Annotated in this window: 10 protein-coding genes; 3 read left to right on the plus strand and 7 right to left on the minus strand. The window is 63.2% G+C overall.

Features of this window, described 5'->3' with window-relative positions; all coding sequences use genetic code 11:
* Positions 1-56: 56 nt before the first annotated feature.
* From A9Z00_RS07765 to A9Z00_RS07795, 7 genes are all read right to left on the minus strand, one after another.
* Positions 57-1,973: a site-specific DNA-methyltransferase gene (locus A9Z00_RS07765; RefSeq protein ID WP_296975608.1), complete on the minus strand. Its 1,917-nt coding sequence runs from the start codon at positions 1,971-1,973 to the stop codon at positions 57-59.
* Positions 1,974-2,278: 305 nt separating this feature from the next.
* Complete coding sequence (locus tag A9Z00_RS07770; RefSeq protein ID WP_296975609.1) at positions 2,279-3,736, minus strand: serine hydrolase domain-containing protein; 1,458 nt, start codon at positions 3,734-3,736, stop codon at positions 2,279-2,281.
* A 130-nt stretch (positions 3,737-3,866) separates the two neighbouring features.
* Entirely contained in the window at positions 3,867-5,531 is a 1,665-nt protein-coding gene (locus A9Z00_RS07775; protein ID WP_296975641.1) for a glycerol-3-phosphate dehydrogenase/oxidase, read from the minus strand.
* 203 nt (positions 5,532-5,734) lie between these two features.
* The gene (locus A9Z00_RS07780; protein ID WP_296975610.1) at positions 5,735-8,221 is read right to left on the minus strand and encodes a TIM-barrel domain-containing protein; all 2,487 of its coding nucleotides are present in this window, start codon (positions 8,219-8,221) and stop codon (positions 5,735-5,737) included.
* A complete protein-coding gene (bglB, locus tag A9Z00_RS07785; protein WP_296975611.1) occupies positions 8,218-9,336 on the minus strand; it encodes a beta-galactosidase BglB in 1,119 nt (372 codons plus the stop codon). Before bglB ends, A9Z00_RS07780 begins: the two co-directional genes overlap by 4 nt.
* Positions 9,333-11,879 (minus strand): hypothetical protein, encoded by a 2,547-nt coding sequence (locus A9Z00_RS07790; RefSeq protein ID WP_296975612.1) that lies wholly within the window; start codon positions 11,877-11,879, stop codon positions 9,333-9,335. The genes bglB and A9Z00_RS07790 overlap by 4 nt, the downstream gene beginning before the upstream one ends.
* Positions 11,876-12,781 (minus strand): helix-turn-helix transcriptional regulator, encoded by a 906-nt coding sequence (locus tag A9Z00_RS07795; protein ID WP_296975613.1) that lies wholly within the window; start codon positions 12,779-12,781, stop codon positions 11,876-11,878. The genes A9Z00_RS07790 and A9Z00_RS07795 overlap by 4 nt, the downstream gene beginning before the upstream one ends.
* Positions 12,782-12,957: 176 nt before the next feature.
* On the opposite strand from A9Z00_RS07795, the gene A9Z00_RS07800 reads away from it, so the two are divergent.
* The 3 genes from A9Z00_RS07800 to A9Z00_RS07810 all read left to right on the plus strand — a co-directional run bounded on the left by A9Z00_RS07800 (position 12,958) and on the right by A9Z00_RS07810 (position 17,820).
* Complete coding sequence (locus tag A9Z00_RS07800) at positions 12,958-14,763, plus strand: cache domain-containing sensor histidine kinase (protein WP_296975614.1); 1,806 nt, start codon at positions 12,958-12,960, stop codon at positions 14,761-14,763.
* Positions 14,738-16,363: a response regulator gene (locus tag A9Z00_RS07805; RefSeq protein WP_296975615.1), complete on the plus strand. Its 1,626-nt coding sequence runs from the start codon at positions 14,738-14,740 to the stop codon at positions 16,361-16,363. The genes A9Z00_RS07800 and A9Z00_RS07805 overlap by 26 nt, the downstream gene beginning before the upstream one ends.
* An 89-nt stretch (positions 16,364-16,452) precedes the next feature.
* Positions 16,453-17,820, plus strand: a complete 1,368-nt coding sequence (locus A9Z00_RS07810) for an ABC transporter substrate-binding protein (protein WP_296975616.1) — start codon at positions 16,453-16,455, stop codon at positions 17,818-17,820.
* Positions 17,821-17,875: the final 55 nt, after the last annotated feature.

Below are 17,875 nucleotides of genomic sequence, written 5' to 3' on the forward strand. Positions count from 1 at the left end.
ATTCGTGTGGCGGTTCGCTCCCCACTTTCTGCGTAGCAGTATGAAGTTTTCGCATTTCACAGCACGCGGATGTCTGTCCCCGGCGACAGTATCCGGAACAGCTCTTCCACGTTGATGCGCGCGGCGTCGTCCGCGAACGAGCCGTCGCGGAAAACAACCCGCAACGGCCGTTCCTGCGCGATCTTGCGAATCACGGATTCCGGCACGTTGTCCTCGAAGCAGGCCATGAGCGAATTGCCGGCGACGTAATGGACCGTCTTCCCGTCAATCCGTCGCGACTCCATGGGCAGGGACAAATCCAGTCCGAGCTCGAGCATGACTTGGATGAGCAGATCCTCTCCCGTGCGGTCTTCCTTAATGTTGGAGACAAAGCCGGAAAGTTCCGTCTGGACGAACTCACCTGGTGTGTAATACACGTCTTTTATATTGGAGGAGTCGAGCCGGAACACCCGGAAGCCGCCATCGATGCCAGCGCCGGTCTCCTCCCGGATCTTCCGGGCTGCGCGGCGAATCCGCTCCTTGCCGATCTCGGCGATCGTCCGGAACCCCGCCCGGTAAGCGTCCGAATCCTCTCTGGTCGGCTCCGGCAGCTGCACCAGGATGTAGCGTCGCCGATGACCGTCCTCCGCGTTCAGCTCCATGACTGCCTGCGCCGTCGTGGCCGAGCCGGAGAAGAAGTCGAGCACAATGTCGTCGTCCTTCGTGACGGTGCGGAGCAGCGTCTTGATCAGCTCCACGGATTTCGGCGCCTGAAACAGCTTCGCCTTCGTGCCAAACAGGGACGAAAACGCGGCCTGTCCCTTCTCCGTGTAGAATCTTCTGTCATCGAAGATCGTCTTCAGCATCTTCACGGCGCCCTCGGCGTAACTCTTGCGGTAAATTTTCCAACTGCCGTTCGCGGAGCGCTTCGCTGTCAACAGATGCAGTTCCCGCCGCGCCTTATTCCGGTCCCACGTCCAGCAGCCCTCGAACCCGTCGTCCCAAATCGGTTCCACCTTCACGCGTCCTTCCCCGGGCTCGAGCGACACGTCGGCCGTCTCCGGATCTACATAGAAAGGATAAAACAGGTTCTTCCGGTTGTGCCGTCCGAATTCCCGATGTGTGTTCCGGAGCTCGAGCAGCCGATATCTTCCGTGCTCGTCGATTTCGGGATACTCCGCCTCGATCTGCTCCTCGTCCTTGCTGACCGAGAAGTACCCCTTGGGCAGCTCCGACTTCGAATAGACCAATATGTACTCGTGGTTGGTCGCAAAGTACTTGTCTTGCGACCTTCCCTTCGGATTGCATAGCAGCGTGATCTGCGCAACAAAATTGCCGGAAAAAATCTCGTTACAGATCATGCGCAGATGCTCGAGTTCGTGGTCGTCAATGCTGATGAAGATGACGCCGTCATCGCGCAGCAGGTTCCGCGCTATCTTAAGGCGGGAATACATCATCGTCAGCCAGTCGCTGTGGAACCTGCCGTTGGACTCGGTGTTCAGGAAGAGTCGGTTCCCTTCCACGTCGAGCTGGTCGGAGGATTCTAAGTACTCCCGCTTAGACATCCGAAAATCGTCCCTGTAGATGAAGTCCTTGCCCGTATTGTACGGCGGATCGATATAGATACACTTCACTTTGTTCAGGTACGACTCCTGAAGCAGCTTTAGCACGTCGAGATTGTCGCCCTCAATGTACAGATGCCGCGTGTTCTCCCAGTCCGCACTTTCTTCCCGGACAGGCCGCAACGTCTTGTCGGTAGGCGCATTCGCGAGCAGGATGGCCCGCTTCTTCCCCGGCCAGGTTAGTTGGAACCGCTCCCCATCACCCTCGACCAGATCGCCGGACAATTCCTGCCGAAGCAGCTCGAAATCAATAGCGCGCTTCAGGTTCCCGTCCGCGTCCCGCGTCTCCGTGATTACGTGCGGGAACCATTCCGCGATTCGGTCGATGTTGGACTGCGTTAGATCCGGGGACTTCATCGTCAATTTTCGCATCGGTTTCCTCCCGTTTATCGCGTTCTGTTTTATCCATTGAGATTTTATCCATTCTGACAAAGAAAGCGGGAGAGGCGGAACGAGCCTCCGCCCCTGCCGCACGACTGGCTTTTTATGTGTCGGTCAGAACAGCGCCATCCTTATGCATTTCGATATCGTTCGTGAAAATCCTTGCTTCGGTTGAACCGGCGGACGGCCGATTCGATTTGGATCACTTCAAGGTCATGCCGGGAAAGACTTCATACTCGTCCAACAAAAAACCCCCGCCTTCCCGGCGGGGGCATCCCGTATACCGCATCCGATCTTCACCGGCTCTCCGCATAGAGTTCCGGCAGCAGCCAGGCGTCGGACAAACCGGGCGTCATCCAAACGTTCCGCACCGCGGTCACCCTGAGCCGGTTGTCCACGAAATGGCAAGTCAGCCGGTCATGGAAGGGCTGGTCGAGGTAGCGGAGATCGAGCTCGTAGACATTGCGCCGGATCCAGCGTCCGCAGGCCGCAACCGGCAGCGACATGCCGGCGATGTGCAGCTCTCCCGCCCGCCATTCCCCGTGCCCGATCATGAGCCGCTGCGTGCCGGCGGCGAACCCGAGCTCCAGTTCGGCGCCGCCGTCGGCGAACCGGATTCCGAGCGTCCGGATGCCCGCCGGATTGTCCGCGGCCTGCCACGTCCTGCCCGACCAACGGGACGCGTCGCCCGTCTTCGCCGATACGGCGGCCGGATACGAGAGCGTTTGCAACCGATCGGCCAATGCCCGGCGCGCCGCGGCATCCGGACGCCCGACCGGCGCATCTTCCATGCCCGGCAGCAATTCTTCCCACACCGCGTTCAGCATGTCCTGCATCTCCATCGCGCCCGCGGTCATCGCGACGACCGCCCGCTTGTGCGGCATGACGACGCAGAACTGGCCGAAGGCGCCGTCGCCCCGGTAGGCCCCGTGCCGGCACCGCCAGAACTGGAAGCCGTACCCCTGCGCCCAGTCGCTGGACGGATCGTCGCCGTTGTCGGCCTGCTTCGACGTCGCCATGCGCACCCACTCCGCGGACAGGATGCGCCGGCCTTCCCAGACGCCCTCCTGCAGATACAGCTGCCCGAACTTCGCGATGTCCTCCACCTTCATGTACATCCCGTAGCCGCCCGCGTGAATGCCCCGGGGGCAGGTCACCGTCTTCACCCCGGCCATGCCCAACGGTTCGAACAGCCTCGGCCTCAGCCAGTCGAGCAGCTGTTCGCCGGTCGCCCTGTGCAGAATGGCCGACAGCATGTACGACGCCCCGGTATTGTAGAGGAAATGCGTCCCCGGCGGCCGCTCGATCGGCGTCTCGAGGAACGCCTTCACCCAGTTGCCGTCCCGGCGCGCGTGCATGATCGGAATCGTGTCGACGGTGTGGCCGGTCGTCATCGACAGCAGGTGCCGGATTTTCAGTTCCCCCATGTTCGCTTCGATCGCCGGCGTCACCTCCTCCGGAAAGAAGGAGATGACCGGATCATCGAGCGTAAGCCGGCCCTCCTCCGCCGCCAGCCCGATGGCCGTGGAAGTGAAGCTCTTGCTCAGCGAATTGAGCACATGGGGAACGTCCGTCCGGTAGGGCGCCCAGGCGCCCTCCGCCACGACATGCCCGTTCCGCACGATCATGAGGCCGTGCAATTCCAGATCGTCCGCCTCGATCCGCCGCAGAAACCCGAGGATCGCCTCCGACCGGATTCCCTGCGATTCCGGATCGCTCCCCGGCAATCCGCCGCCGGCCCGAGCCTGTAGCATGCAAACATCCCGCCTTTCCCGCTGGCATCACACCCCATTCAGTTCGGCAGGAAACGGCCGCATTCCTTCTTCGGCCCGTCCGCATGATCGGGTGGACGGGGCCGAAGAAATCCGATTCCCGACGGCATGCTTACGGCTGCACCGCCTCCGCGAGCAGCCGCTCCAGCTCCCGGTCGCACGCCTCGCGCCGTTCGGCGCTCCAACCGAGCAGCTCGGCCATCGCGGCCGACACCGCGTCCTTCCATCGCAGCACGCCCGGACGGTCGAAGTACAGCCGGCCCGTCCGGCGGATCCAGAAGTCCGCCGTGGTCGCGGCCATCTCGGCTTCGACGGCGTACCGGATCTCCGCCGCGAGGGCGAGCGGCAGCCCGTGCCGTGCCGCGAAATCGCGCGATTCACCCGCCAGCTCGTACAGCCGGGGCGCGTTCGAGCCGTAGCGGCGCGCGATCCGCTCCGCCTCGTCCGCCGGAAGCCCGGCGGCGATGCCGGCTTCGGTCTGCCGGCGGACATGCGCCTCGAATCCGGCGCTTCCCCCGACGTCGCCGCCCGAGATCGGAAGTGTCCGCGTGCGGCTCGCCGGCAGCGCGGACAACCCTTCCGCCTCGCGCTTCCGGGAGACGAGGTCCACGATCCGCTCGGCCATTTTCCGGTAGCCGGTCAGCTTGCCGCCCGCGATCGAGATGAGGCCGGACGGCGACACGAAGATTTCGTCCTTGCGCGAAATCTCCGACGGGCTTTTCCCCTCCTGCCGGATGAGCGGCCGGAGGCCCGCCCAGCTCGATTCCACATCCTCCGGTTTCAGATTCAGCGACGGGAACATGTGGTTGGCGGCGTCGAGCAGATAGCGGAGATCCTCCGCCTCCATGCGCGGATGCGCCGGATCGCCGGCGTAGTCCGTGTCCGTCGTGCCGACGTACGTCTTGCCGTCGCGCGGAATCGCGAACACCATCCGCCCGTCCGGCGTGTCGAAATAGACGGCCTGTCGCAGCGGGAACCGCGCCCCGTCGAACACGAGATGGACGCCCTTCGTGAGCCGCAGCGTCTTGCCACGCTTCGAGCGGTCCAACTCGCGGATGCCGTCCACCCACGGCCCGGTCGCGTTCACGATATGGCGCGCACGCAGTTCATACGTTTCGCCGCCGATCCGGTCCAGCACGACCGCCCCCGCGATCCGACCGCCGTCATACAGAAGCTCCGTGACCTCGGCGTAATGGACGGCCGAAGCGCCGAGTTCGACCGCCCGCTTCAGCACCTCCAGCGTCAGCCGCGCGTCGTCCGTCCGGTATTCGACATAGTAACCGCCGCCCTTCAGTCCCTCGCGGCGCAGCAGCGGCTCGCGCTCCAGCGTCTCCTTCGGGCTCAGCATCACATGCCACTCGTCCCGCTTGACACGCGCCAGCCAATCGTAGAGCGTGAGCCCCACCCTCGTGGTGAACGGACCGAGCTGTCCGCCCTGGTAGAACGGCAGCAGCATCCACTCCGGCATCGTCACGTGCGGCCCGTTCTCGTAGACGACCGCCCGTTCCCGCCCGGTCTCGGCCACCACCTGGAATTCCAGCTGCTTCAGGTACCGCAGCCCGCCGTGGATCAGCTTCGTCGAACGGCTCGACGTGCCGGCCGCGAAATCCTGCATCTCCACGAGCGCCGTGCGCAAGCCCCGGCTGACCGCGTCGAGGGCGATGCCCGCGCCGGTGATGCCGCCGCCGATGACCAGAAGATCCACCGTCTCATCGGCAAGCGACCGCAGGATCCACTCCCGGTCCGGAGCCGACCAGACGAAACGCTTCGCATGCATGGTGATCACATCCTCCCCTCCCGGCCGGAAAAAAACAAAACCGCGCCCGACCCCCGCCGTCCGCTGCTGCGAAAACGACGGAAGTCCAACACGCGGTTTCTCCTGCTCTCCAACCGGTATCAACTTGTCTGTCTTCATCCCATTATACGCGAATCCGTCGAAAAAGGACAGTCCGATGCCGACCGGCCGTTCCCGGAACGCGGTCAGAACACGGAGATCAGATCCTTGACGTCGAACCGGATCCGAACCCGGCCATCCTCCCGGCGCCACGGCACCTTGATCCGGGCCGTCCGCGTTTCCATGTCGCAATACCAGCCGATACCGGCCCGTTCCCACCGGACGGGGTCGAGAAAACGCGGCAGCACCGCATCCCCCAGCCGGATTTCGGCGGGCGCGATCTCCCGGAACAGCACATCGAGGCGCAGCCTCTTCCATCCGGGATCCCAGGCGCCTTCGTGGGTGAAGGCGATCGTCACATCCCGGTCCCTCCGGATGTCGATCGTCGTCCGCAAATATTCGCCTTGACGGTAGCGGTTCGTCACCCCGTCATCGTCGTACAGGACGAACCGCGATTCCGCCGACGGCTCGATCAGAATGTGCAATTCTTCCACCGTGTCACGGTGAAGGTTCGTCAGTTCCGGCGCCATGGGCACGATGGCTCCGCTCCGCAGGAACATCGGAATGGAACCGAGCGTCACCGGCAGCTCGACCGTCTGTCCGCCGGCATGCCGCTCCCCCGTTTCCCAATGCACCCATTCCGCCCCTTCGGGCAGATAGACCCGTCGCGTCTGCGCCCCTTTCTCCAACACGTTGGCGACCAAGAGGAACGGCCCGAACATGAAGTCGAAACTTTCCTCCCACACCCGTTCGTCATGCTGGAATTCGTACACCAGCGGCCGCATGATCGGCGATCCTTCCGTCGACGCCTCGTGAAACAGGGAGTAGAGATAGGGGACCAGTCGGTAGCGCAGCCGGATGGCGTCCCGGATGTAACGGGTGCAGGACGGATACATCCAGGGTTCGGTGACCGTGTTGTCCGTGTTGCACGAGTGAATGGAAAATCGCGGCTGGAAGATGCCGTTTTGCACCCAGCGGACGAACAGCTCCGGCTCGGGCGCCGGACCGTGGAACCCGCCGATGTCGCAGCCCTGATTGGCCACCCCGGACAGCCCCATGCCCAGGATGAGGGGAATGTTGAATTTCAGGCTCTTCCAGCTCGTGCTGTTGTCGCCCGCCCAGGTCTGCGCGTAGCGCTGGATGCCGGCGAATCCCGCCCGGCTGACCACATACGGGCGCATGCCGGGACGGGCCTCCTCCGCCACCTCGTGCGCCGTCCGGGCCATCAGGTTCGGCTGGATCGGCCGCAGCCCGCCGATCTTCTGCGTCGCGCCGTCGCCGTGGCATACGGCGTCCTCGTCGTGAATCTCGTATTCGTTGTTGTCGTTCCAGACGGACAGGATGCCGAGATCGAGCAGGGCTTCCTTCATGTGCTGCTTCCACAGGCGGCGGCCTTCCGGATTCGTGAAATCGACGAAGGACGCCATGCCGCCCCAATACCGGTCGGTCAGCGACTTCCCGTCGCCGTCCCGCACGTAGGCGCCGGCCCGGTCGAATGCCGCATGAAGCGGATGCGTGACGAGCATGCCCGGCTTGACGTTCGGCACGATGGCCACGCCCCGCTCGGCCGCCTGCCGGATGAACGATCCGGGATCGGGGAACCGCTCCCGGTTCCAGTTGAACACGTAGCGCTTGCCGTCCCGGCCGGTCGTGTAACCGGAGGACAGGAAGAACCCGTCGCAGGGGATGCCTTCCTCGCGGCACCGGTCCAGGAACCCGAGGATCGCCTGGTCCGAATCCCGGTCGAGCTCGGTGTAGTACATGGTGGATGCCATGTATCCGAGCGAGAACTTGGGCTGCAGGACCGTCTTGCCGGTCAGATCCGTATAGCGCCGGACGACGTCCCGGATATTCGGCCCGTGGATGAAGAAGACGTCCAGCTCGCCGCCGTCCGCGCAGTAGTAGGTGTATTTGTCCCAGTATCCGCTGCGCTCGCAGCCCATGTCGAACACCGCGTCATGCGCGTTGTGGTAGAACAGGCCGGAAGCGATGCGGTTCTCGCCGTCCCACCGGATGTAGAACGGGATGTGCTTGTACAGCGGATCGGTCAGCTCGGAATCGTAGCCGATCGTGTCCACGTTGTGCATGCGCATGCGCCGGTGCCTTTTGTTGAGCGGGCCCGCTTTTTCCCCGAATCCGTAAAAACAATCCCGCTCGCCCATGCGGCTGTAGTGGTACAATCGCCCGAGACCGTCCTGCATCCACGGCTTGCCCGGCAGATCCGCATGCAGCACCCTGCCGTCCCTGTCGGTGATGGCGATCATGAACGGATCCTTCCGCACCCGGATGCGCAGATGCTTCGTCGCCAGAACCAGCTCATCCGGCCGGTCCTCCGTTTCCACCGGGACGGGATCGACGGTTCTCCGTTCCGGCATGACCCCGTCGAGGCGATCCGGCCAGGCGGTCAGGACGAGCGCGTAGGACGCCTCCTCCGGAAACCCGTCGCCGAACGCGCACCGCACGCGGATGATGTCGTCGGTCAGCAGATAAAGGCGGAACCGGGCGGCGTCCGTCAGCAGATCGAGATGGCGGACGTGATTTTCGTACCCGATCAATCTGCGGCAGACCTTCACGGCTTCCCGCCCCCTTCCCGCGACGGCGCGGCCTGCCGTTCCGCGGCGTCGGCATGGCGAAGCCCTTCGATCAGGACCAGCAGCGCGAGCGCCTGCCCGTAGGTCATCGGCGAGATCGGAATCTCCTTGTAGAATTGAACGTCGGGACCGACCGGCGTCCCGTAGGACACCTCCCGCACGATGCCGGATTCGTCGATCCGGTCCAGCACCGCCCGCAGCGCCTTCCGTCCGACGGGCAGGAATTCCTCCGGGAGATAGCCCAGGCGTACGCCCTTCAGGATCCCGTAAGCGAAGGCCGCGGTGCACGACGTTTCCTTGTAGGACGACGGATCGTCCAGCACCGTGTGCCACATGCCGTCCTCCGCCTGGAGGGAGGCCAGCGCCCGCACCTGGCCGCGGAACGTGTCCAGCAGGTAGTCCCGGACGGCCGGTCCCGGTTCGACGATATCGAGAAACTCGACGACGCCGGCCGTGTACCAGCCGTTGCCGCGTCCCCACCGCACGGCCCCGTAATTGTGGCGTCCGTTGAAATCCCATCCGTGGAAAAACAGACCGGTGCGGCGGTCATGGAGATATTTGATGTGCACGAGGAACTGCCTGACGGCTTCCTCGACATAGTCCGGGCGGCCGAAGGCGACGCCCGCCTTCGCGAGGAAGAGGACGGTCATGAACAGCGTGTCGATCAGCATCTGCCCGTCGTTCGGATCGCCGGTGATCATGTGCTGGAACGCGCCGTCCCCCGTCCGGATCAGGCCGGACACGGGGTCCATGATCCAGCGGCTCCAGTCCTCGCACACGTGGAGGAAATCCTCCCGGCCCGTCTTGAGCCCCAGGCGGATCAGCGTCAGCAGCGGGGAACAGGTGTTGACGTTCCGCTCCGGCAGTCCTTCCCGGATCCGGGCGTCGTACCAGTCCAGCAGGAACCGCAGCGCGTCCGGATCCCCGGTATGCTCGAAATATTGATACAGCCCGTAGAGTCCGACTCCCTGCGGCCACTCCCAAAGGTGAATGTCGATCAGCCCGATGGGGTAGATCTCCCGCATCCCTTCGTTCTTCATCGTCTTCATCGCGCCGGATACCCGGCGGATGGCGTCAAGCAGCATTTCGCGGTTCATTCGCCGGCCGTCCCCCTCTCCCTGATCGTCAGAACGCCCCGCACGCCGCATCCTTCGGCGAACGCCGGCCGTCCGTTCACGGTCAGCGGCGCGTGCCGATCCATCGCGACGGTTCCGTATGCGGGATCCGTGAGCCGTACGCGTTGTTCATCCGCGGACGCATCCAGCGGCATGCGCGTCATCGCATCCGCGAACGCTTCGAACGTGCCGAATTCCAGGCGGTCGGATGCCCGGACGATCCAGATATTGCGCCTTCCCGGCGAGACGAGCTCGCGATCCCGGTTCGGCCCGCGGCCGGTCATGCCGAGCCCGTTCAAGGCGAATACGGCGGCCCAGGCCTCATCGCCGAAGGAGGCGAACATCCAGTTCCCCCGCCGTTCCACCCGGGTGAACGCGGGAACCGGGAAATAGGCGTGCGTATAATCCGCGTCGTGGCCGGGATCGATGTCGAACATGAGCACGGCCAGCCCCTTGTATTGTCCGACCTTCGGCAGGCAGCCGTTGCCCGCCCAGAACGAGGGCCGTCCGTAACCGAACGGATGCAGCTCGCCCGGATGGTTCACCCAGATCTGGGCTTCCGGCGAGAACGCGAGATGCTGCACATGCTCCTGGTAGCCCGCCGCTCCCGGCCGGAAATCGGATACGCTGCTCAGGACGAACGTGCGGGTGCGGTAGTGGACCAGCCGCGCGTAGCCGCCCTTGCCCTGCTCGAGCCGGAACTCCAGCTCTTCCCGCAGCCCGATCCGCAGCCGCGGGGCGTACTCGCGCGGCGGCTCGTAATCCGACAGATAGAACGGAACGTTGTACGAATGGCAGTTGACACAGCCCGCTCCGTATGCGGCCCAGATCAGGGACGTCGTGCCGGCCGCGCGATGGCCCATCAGTTCCTTCTCGTAGCTTCGCCCGAAGGTGGACGCGAGCATCCCTCCGTGCGCCTCCGCCGTCATGTAGTGAAACAGCAGGTCCAGCGCCTGCTTCGCCTTCTCCCGGAGCTCCGGGTTTTCCGCGAGGTCGTGGAGGTGCACCAGCCCGAGCACGTCGATCGGTATATAGGCGCTCGAGTTCCATTCCGCAAGCCCTTCCGCGAAGAAACGGTCGAACCAGGCCCGGAGCAGCCGTTCGGCCTTCCCGCGCCGCTCGGCGCCGGTTTCCCCGCTGTTCGTGAACAGGTCGTCCGGGAATAGCTGCCCGGCCAGAAGCTGGCAGGTGTGGAACAGCAGGGCGTGGTTCTCGCTGAAGAACCACATGACATCGTCGCCCGGCTCGTCGATCCAGTACCGGAAGCCGAGGACGGCTTCCTTGATCGCGGCCCAGAACGCCTCGTCGAACAGGCCGCTGTCGCGGTAGTCCCGCCAGAGCCTGAACAGCGCCACCAGGTAAAAATCCGCGCAATCGTGCCGTTCCCGGATGCCCCCCAGCCCCTCCAAAATCAACTCCCTGCATCGCGCCGGCGACTCGCCCGCGGCCAGCCGGGCCATCGCCGTATGGATGTTCGGGCTTCCGTAGCGGGCCACGCAGGACAGCGCGATCCGCTTGCGCTCCTTCACGCTCAACCGCCCGCTGTCTTCGGGCTGGAAGCTGCCGTCGTAGAGCTCGATGCCGATGCGCCGCTGAACGGTGATGTCCCCGACGTCCGCCTCCAGGATGAAATACTGGTAGCGCGTTCCCCAATCCCGCGTATGGCCGAGGACCAGATGCCGCTCGCCGGGAAGCAGGGTCCGCCGGAGCGGCTCTTCCGGATCGCGGGGAACGCTCGGAAAATCCGACCGGGTGCGGACGCGGAAGGTAACGGGTTCGTCCAGGGCACGTTCGAACTCGAGCCGCACCTCGCCGTCGGTCGCGTGGTTGGCCGGGAAGTACGCCGTTTCCAGCGCCTCCTCGAGCCGCAGCACGGCCTCCGCCGCCGCTTCGTCCGCGACGGGAAGAAGAAGCTCGAGCTCTTCCGGACCCGCGTACTCCAGCGTAAAATGGTACAGCGTATCGCGTTCCGCCAGGTCCTCGTGGCAGACGACGAACGTGTTGTCCCCGGCCAGCAGTTCGACTTCGATCTCCAGCTTCTGCTCGATGTTCCGGGTGAAGGGCGCAAAATCGCAGACCATCCCGCCGTTCACCCACAGCGTGACGCTTCCGCACGTCCCCAGCACGAAGACCGCCCGGTGTGCGGCCGGGCTGCGGACGACCGTGTAGCCGTAACGCTTGAGATGGGTCGGAACATAGTAGAATCCGGATTCCTCCACCCGCGGATTCCCCCAGGGAAAATAGACGTTCCACACCGCTTCCTTCCCCCACAGCGACACGCGCTCGCCGGGCAGCGGCGCCTTGCGGACCGGAAGCTCCGGCTTCGCCGCGCGCCGCCGTTCCACGAATTCCCTGCGGCACGGATTCTCGTGGATGGAGAACCCCCGAATCAGCCAATCGTTGACATCGCCTTCCATCGTGACGGGAACAAAACGTTCGTTCCGGGTCAGCACGCCGGTCATCAGCCAGCGGTTGATCACCTGCCGGCCCAATGCGAGCGGGCGGTATCGGAGCACGGCGCTCATCTGGACACCTCCCGACCGGAATCCGGAACCTTGCCGGCGGCCCGGGCCTGCTGCCGGTATTGGCGCGGAGATACGCCGGTCATCAGCTTGAACATGCGGCTGAAATGCATCGGATAGCCGAACCCGAGACGCTCCGACAGCGCCTCGACCGGCTCGTCGGTCAGCCACAGAAGCTTCTTGGCCTCGTTGATTCGCCGGCGCAGGATGTACTGGCGGATGGACATGCCCGTCACTTCCTTGAAGCAATGGCAAATGTAATATTTGTTGAGATGCGCGTGGGCTTCCAGCATGTCCAGGGAGACGGGGCTCCGGTAATGCTCGTCCAGATACGCGAGAATCTCGCGCACGATGCGCTCCTTCCGGGTCGGGGCGACCGCCGCCGGCAGCGAACCGCTCCGCTCCGTTTTCCTCAAGATCCGGATCAGGAGCTGCGCGGCCATGCTTTGCAGCATCCACTCGTATCCGGCCGCCTTCTCCTGCTGCTCGCGCAGCATCTCCCGGAAGACGCGCTCGATCTCCGCGGCTTCCTCTTCGTCCCAATGAACCAGGAGTCCGTTCGGATTCGCGAAGAGCCGCATGAGCTGCCGGTGCCAGTCCGCTCCGACCATCTCGCGCACGTAATCCGCGGAAAAATTCATGTAGCTCCGGATGTACGGCACGTCCCTGGAGGGGTTCGGCCGGTGGAGCACGTCTCCCCTGAACAACAGCATGTCGCCGGGTGACAATACATAAATTTCGCGGTTGATGATAAAATGGGCTTGTCCTTCGTGAAAGAAATAAATCTCGAATCCGTCATGCGTATGAAACGGCCAGTTGTCCTGCCATTCCGTCACGCGGTGGCGGATGTAGATCCGCTCCCGTTCGATCGCGCGATTGGTGATGGAATGGGATTCCACATACACGGCTGGCTGCACCTCGCGACCACAAGATTGGAAACGCTTACCCGGACATCGGCGGTCCGCACGGACGGAACACCGAAGGAGGATTGATCCCATCATAGCACAGGCCGCGCGTTCTGAACCGCCCAAAAGTTGTCTTGCATTTAACAAAACTTGCGCCCGGAACGGATGGTGGTGCGATGGTCTACAAACTGAGAACGCGGATGGCGATCACTTTTTCCCTCATCATGATCGTGCCGTTCGTCATGATGGTGCTTATCTTCTCGGAGCAATCGAAGCAGAACGTGCAGCAGGTGCTCATCTCCTCCTCGGCCCAGACCCTGAATCAGTACAACACCTTCATGAACCTGCTCAGCCAGCAGATTGAAGACGCGGCGCTGCAGGTCATGGGGAGCAATCTGACGCAGGAATGGATCGAGCACCGCAGCTCGAACGCCTACAGCCGGATCGAGAAATATCTCATGAACGCGAGGCTGAAAGACTATCTGACCTCGATCACGCTCAGCCATTCCAACATCGTCTCCATGGCCGTCTTCTATGAGGACGGTTTCGCCGTGAGCAACGACTCCGTCTACGAGCTGGTATCCTACGGAAATTTCGGATGGGTGGATCTGGTCAGGGAGCAGGGGGCGGTCTGGCTGCCTTCCCATCTGGATCCGTATCAGGCGCAATTTTTGCATACCCAGCCCGTCAACAGCCTGCTCTTCCCGCTGGTGAATCTGCGGACGTTCGAAGTCGTGGGCGCCATCAAGGTCAATTTTCTGACTTCGCTGATCAAGGAGCCGCTCAGCGCGATCAAGATCGGGGAGACGGACTCGGTTGAACTGATCGGACCGGACGGAAGATCCGTCATCTCCGCATCGGCGGATCTGGCATGGCTGGGCGGCGAGCTGCTCGGCGAAATCAAGAACAGCCCGCGGTCCGAAGGCGCGATCCGGACGGAGGAGAACGGCCGGAACGTGCTCGTCTTCTATAACCGGCTTCCCGGCCAGAACTGGATCGTCGTCGGCAAAATACTGGAGAAAGAGCTGTTCCGCAGCATCGTGTCCACGCGGCAGCTCATGTTCGGGATCGGCGCGCTTCTCCTGTTCATGACCGTGCTGACGGCGTTCTGGATCTCGTCGGGCATCGCGCGTCCGCTCAGCCGGCTCGCGCAGGCGATGCGCCTGGTGGAGCAGGGCGTGTTCACGACCGTGGAGCAGCTGCAAGAGCCCCGCGGCGGAGAAGTCGGCTACGTGATCCGGACGTTCAAGCGGATGGCCCGCACCCTGAATCAGTTGATCAACGAGGAATACAAGGCCAATCTCCGGCGCAAACACGCCGAGTACAAGGCGCTGCTCATGCAGATCAATCCGCATTTCCTGTACAATACGCTCGAAGTGGTCAGCGGACTGGCGGCACGCGGGAAGCATGGGCAGGTGCTGGACGTCGTGGAAGCGCTGGGCATGATGCTGCGGTACTCGCTGAAGCTCGGCGAGGAAACCGCACCGCTCAGGGACGACATCCGCAACCTCCGGCATTACGCGTTCATCATGGAGACGCGGTTCGGCGACCGGCTGCAGATCCGGATCGACGAAGACCCTGCGGCGAGCGACGTCCGCGTGCTCAAGTTCATGCTGCAGCCGATCGTCGAGAACGCGGTGAAGTTCAGCGTCGAGCACGCCAATCCGGCCGTGGTGGACATCCTGACCCGGAGGGAAGGCGACGACGTCCGGATCTCGATCCGGGATAACGGAAAGGGAATGGATGCGGATCAGATCGCGAGAATCGGACAGGCGGCAACCGGAACGGACAGCGTCTACGACGTCATCGATTCCGGGGGCAGCAAGATCGGCCTGGCCAATGTGCTGGCCAGATGCCGGCTGCATTACGGAGACCTGTTCCGGTTCGACATCCGGTCCGCCCCCGGAGAAGGCACGACCATGACACTCATCATACCGGCAGACGGGGTGACGGACGATGTTCAAAGTGCTGATCGTGGATGACGAGGTCACGATCCGCGAAGGCTTGAAGGCGAAAATCGACTGGGATGCGCTCGGATTCGCGATCTGCGCCGAAGCCGCCGACGGCGAGGAAGCGCTGCGGGCCATCGAGACGCACGAACCGGACGTCGTGTTCACGGACATCCGCATGCCGGTCATGGACGGACTCCGGCTGCTCAAGGAGTGCGCCGAGCGGTTTCCGCACGTGAAGACGGTCGTCCTGTCGGGCTACGACGAGTTCTCGTACGCGCAGGTCGCGCTTCGTTACGGAGCCAAGGACTATCTGCTGAAGCCGATCATCCGCAAGGAACTGACCGGGCTGCTGGAACGGATCCGGCGGGAGTTCGAGGAGCAGCGGCGGGACCCGCGGGAAGGGCAGGCGCCGTCCGACTGGAACGAGCAGACGGCCCATTTCCTGCGCGAACAGTTCCTGCTGGATCTGGTCAAGGGGGCGGACCGCCCGTTTCCCGAACAGATCCGGGAGCATGCCGCGCGGCTCGGGCTTGACGCCTACCTGGCGGATGACGCGAAGGTCCGCTTCCTGGTCGCGGAGATCCGCCACGAATCGATGTATGAACCCGGCGGGCGGCGGGATGACCTGCTGTTTCTCGCGTTCTATTATCTCGTTCGGGAACTTTGCCAGGAATGGCGGCGGGACGCGTTCGTCTTCCATGATCCGGCCAGGCGGAACATGCTGCATCTGATCGTGGGCGCGGACGAGGACGAGCGAGCCGTGGAAGCGTGGGCGGACCGGACGCTGCAACCCGCCGTCCGGCGGTATCTCAAGGCCGAATGCGTGGTCGGCATCGGCTCCGCGGTGTCCGGACTCGGGAACCTGAGGGAAGGATTCCAGTCGAGCCTGTACGCCTGGTCGCTGAGTCCCTCCGGCCTGAAATCCGGCATCATCCTCGCCGACCGCGCCATGAAGGATGATCCCGGCTTTCCGCCCCAGACGGAGCGGAAGCTCGCCACCCAGCTGCAGAACCTGGACGCCCGGGCCTTTGAAGCCTGCCTGAACGAACTGCTGGGACCCGAACTGTCCTTCCGCAGCCTTGCCGTGCGGTTCCTGAAAATCCTGTTCGTGCTCGAAACGTTCTGCCGGCGGCATGAACTGGAGTCGCCGGAGATCGACCGCATCCTGCTGGGCATGCCGGACAGCGTCTGGCAGCTGCAGAACGGGATCCGCATGAAGACGCTCCTTGCGGATCTCGCTGCCCGCGCCATCCGGCAGGTCCGGGAAACGCAAGCCTCCGGCGGCGCGGAAATCGTGACCGCGATCAAGCGCTATCTGCATGACAATTATGCGTCCAGCGACATCAGCCTGGGGTTGCTCGCGGAGACCTTCCACGTCAACCCGACGTATCTGTCGGAATTGTTCAAGAAGCACACCGGGGAAACCTATACCGAGTACCTGATGAATCTCCGCATCGACAAGGCCAAGACGCTGCTGAAGGATCCGCTGCTCCGGGTCGTCGATGTCTCGGAGCTCACCGGTTTTTCCAATCCGAACTACTTCAGCATCGTGTTCAAGAAGCAGACGGGCATGAGCCCGCTCGAATACCGGAACCGGGAGCTGGGACGCGACGGAAACCGATCAATTTGAAGATCGATTGCCGAGAATATTGAATGCGTCGACACCTGCCCGGACCCTATAATCGAGTCGAACTTCTCGGAAATGCGGGGTGTCGATGAATGGACAACAAGAAGGGGAGAATTCTGGGGATCCTGCTGCTCGCCGTCATGCTGGTCTTCGGACTGGCCGCCTGCGGCGGCGGAAGCGGCAAAGGCGGCAATGCTTCCGACGGCAGCCGGCAAAGCGAGGGCGATGGCGGCGGAAGCGGCAACACCGGCGCAAGCGACGACAGCGGCAGCGGAAACACCGGAGGAAAGCAGGTCACGCTGGACTTCGTCTGGTTCACCGACGGCATCGAAGGCGAAGTCATGAAAGCGATTATCAAGGACTATGAAGCGGAAAATCCCAACGTCAAGATCAACCTGGTGGAAGTGGCTTACAGCGATCTGAGCACGAAGCTCAGGACGATGATCGCGGGCGGAAGGCCTCCGGCGCTGGCCCGCGTGACGGATACGGGGTATTACAAGAACCAGGCGCTTCCGCTGGATGATTACATCGGCGATCAGGAAGCGTTCACGTCCCAGTTCATGGATTCGATCAAACCGTACTACGTGATGGACGGCAAGGTTATCGCCGTGCCGATGGACGTCACCGCGAACGGGCTGATTTACAACAAGACGCTGTTCGACAAGGCCGGCGTTCAGGTTCCGCAATCGCCGGACGAAGTCTGGACCTGGGACGAGTTCAAGGATGCGCTGAAACAGGTCATGGAGAAGGGCGGCGCCAAGTTCGGCCTCGTCTGGGACTTCACGCCGCACCGCTATTCCACGCTGCTGTACCAGTTCGGCGGAAGCATTTTCAATGCGGACGGCACGGCGGCGGCGATCAACGACGATGCGGGCGTCAAGGCGCTCGAATATTTCGTCCAGCTGCACAAGGACGGCATCATTCCGGAGTCCGTCTGGCTGGGCGGCGAAAATCCGAACAACCTGTTCCGCACGGGCACGGTGGCCGCGCACCTCGCCGGCAACTGGATGCTCAGCAACTACCGGGAAATCACCGAATTCGAATGGGGCGTCACCTACATGCCGAAGGCGGAACGCCGTTCGTCGGTGCCCGGCGGCAAGTACGTCATGGCCTTCAAGGGATCCGGCGTGGAGGACGAGGCGGCCAAGTTCCTGTTGTACCTCTCGTCGAAGGAGGTCAACGGCCGTTACTGCCAGGAATCGCTGTTCATCAGCCCGCGCAAGGACAACGCGCAGCTTGACTATGCCTTCGGCAAGGAAATGTTCGAGATCTTCTCCAACGAACTGGCGAACACGCCGGCGGAGGCGGCGAACGACTGGTCCAGGCAGGAACTGATCACCCAGTTCACGACGGACATGCGCAACCAAATCGTCGAAGCCGTGGCCGGCAACATGACGCCGCAGAAAGCCATGGATCAGTTGGCCGCGCTGATCAACGCCATCATCGCGAATACGAACTGAGCGCCAACAACCGATGGCAAGCGGCATTCCGCCGATCGGGCTGCCTATCCGGCAG

The sequence above is a fragment of the Thermobacillus sp. ZCTH02-B1 genome (assembly GCF_002159085.1).
In the GTDB taxonomy this organism is placed as follows: Bacteria; Bacillota; Bacilli; order Paenibacillales; family Paenibacillaceae; genus Thermobacillus.

Coding starts and splice junctions, on each gene's coding strand:
- bglB (WP_296975611.1), bottom strand. CDS start 9,336: ATGAACCGCGAAATGCTGCTTGACGCCATCCGCCGGGTATCCGGCGCG.
- A9Z00_RS07765 (WP_296975608.1), bottom strand. CDS start 1,973: ATGCGAAAATTGACGATGAAGTCCCCGGATCTAACGCAGTCCAACATC.
- A9Z00_RS07800 (WP_296975614.1), top strand. CDS start 12,958: ATGGTCTACAAACTGAGAACGCGGATGGCGATCACTTTTTCCCTCATC.
- A9Z00_RS07805 (WP_296975615.1), top strand. CDS start 14,738: ATGTTCAAAGTGCTGATCGTGGATGACGAGGTCACGATCCGCGAAGGC.
- A9Z00_RS07775 (WP_296975641.1), bottom strand. CDS start 5,531: ATGCATGCGAAGCGTTTCGTCTGGTCGGCTCCGGACCGGGAGTGGATC.
- A9Z00_RS07810 (WP_296975616.1), top strand. CDS start 16,453: ATGGACAACAAGAAGGGGAGAATTCTGGGGATCCTGCTGCTCGCCGTC.
- A9Z00_RS07790 (WP_296975612.1), bottom strand. CDS start 11,879: ATGAGCGCCGTGCTCCGATACCGCCCGCTCGCATTGGGCCGGCAGGTG.
- A9Z00_RS07770 (WP_296975609.1), bottom strand. CDS start 3,736: ATGCTACAGGCTCGGGCCGGCGGCGGATTGCCGGGGAGCGATCCGGAA.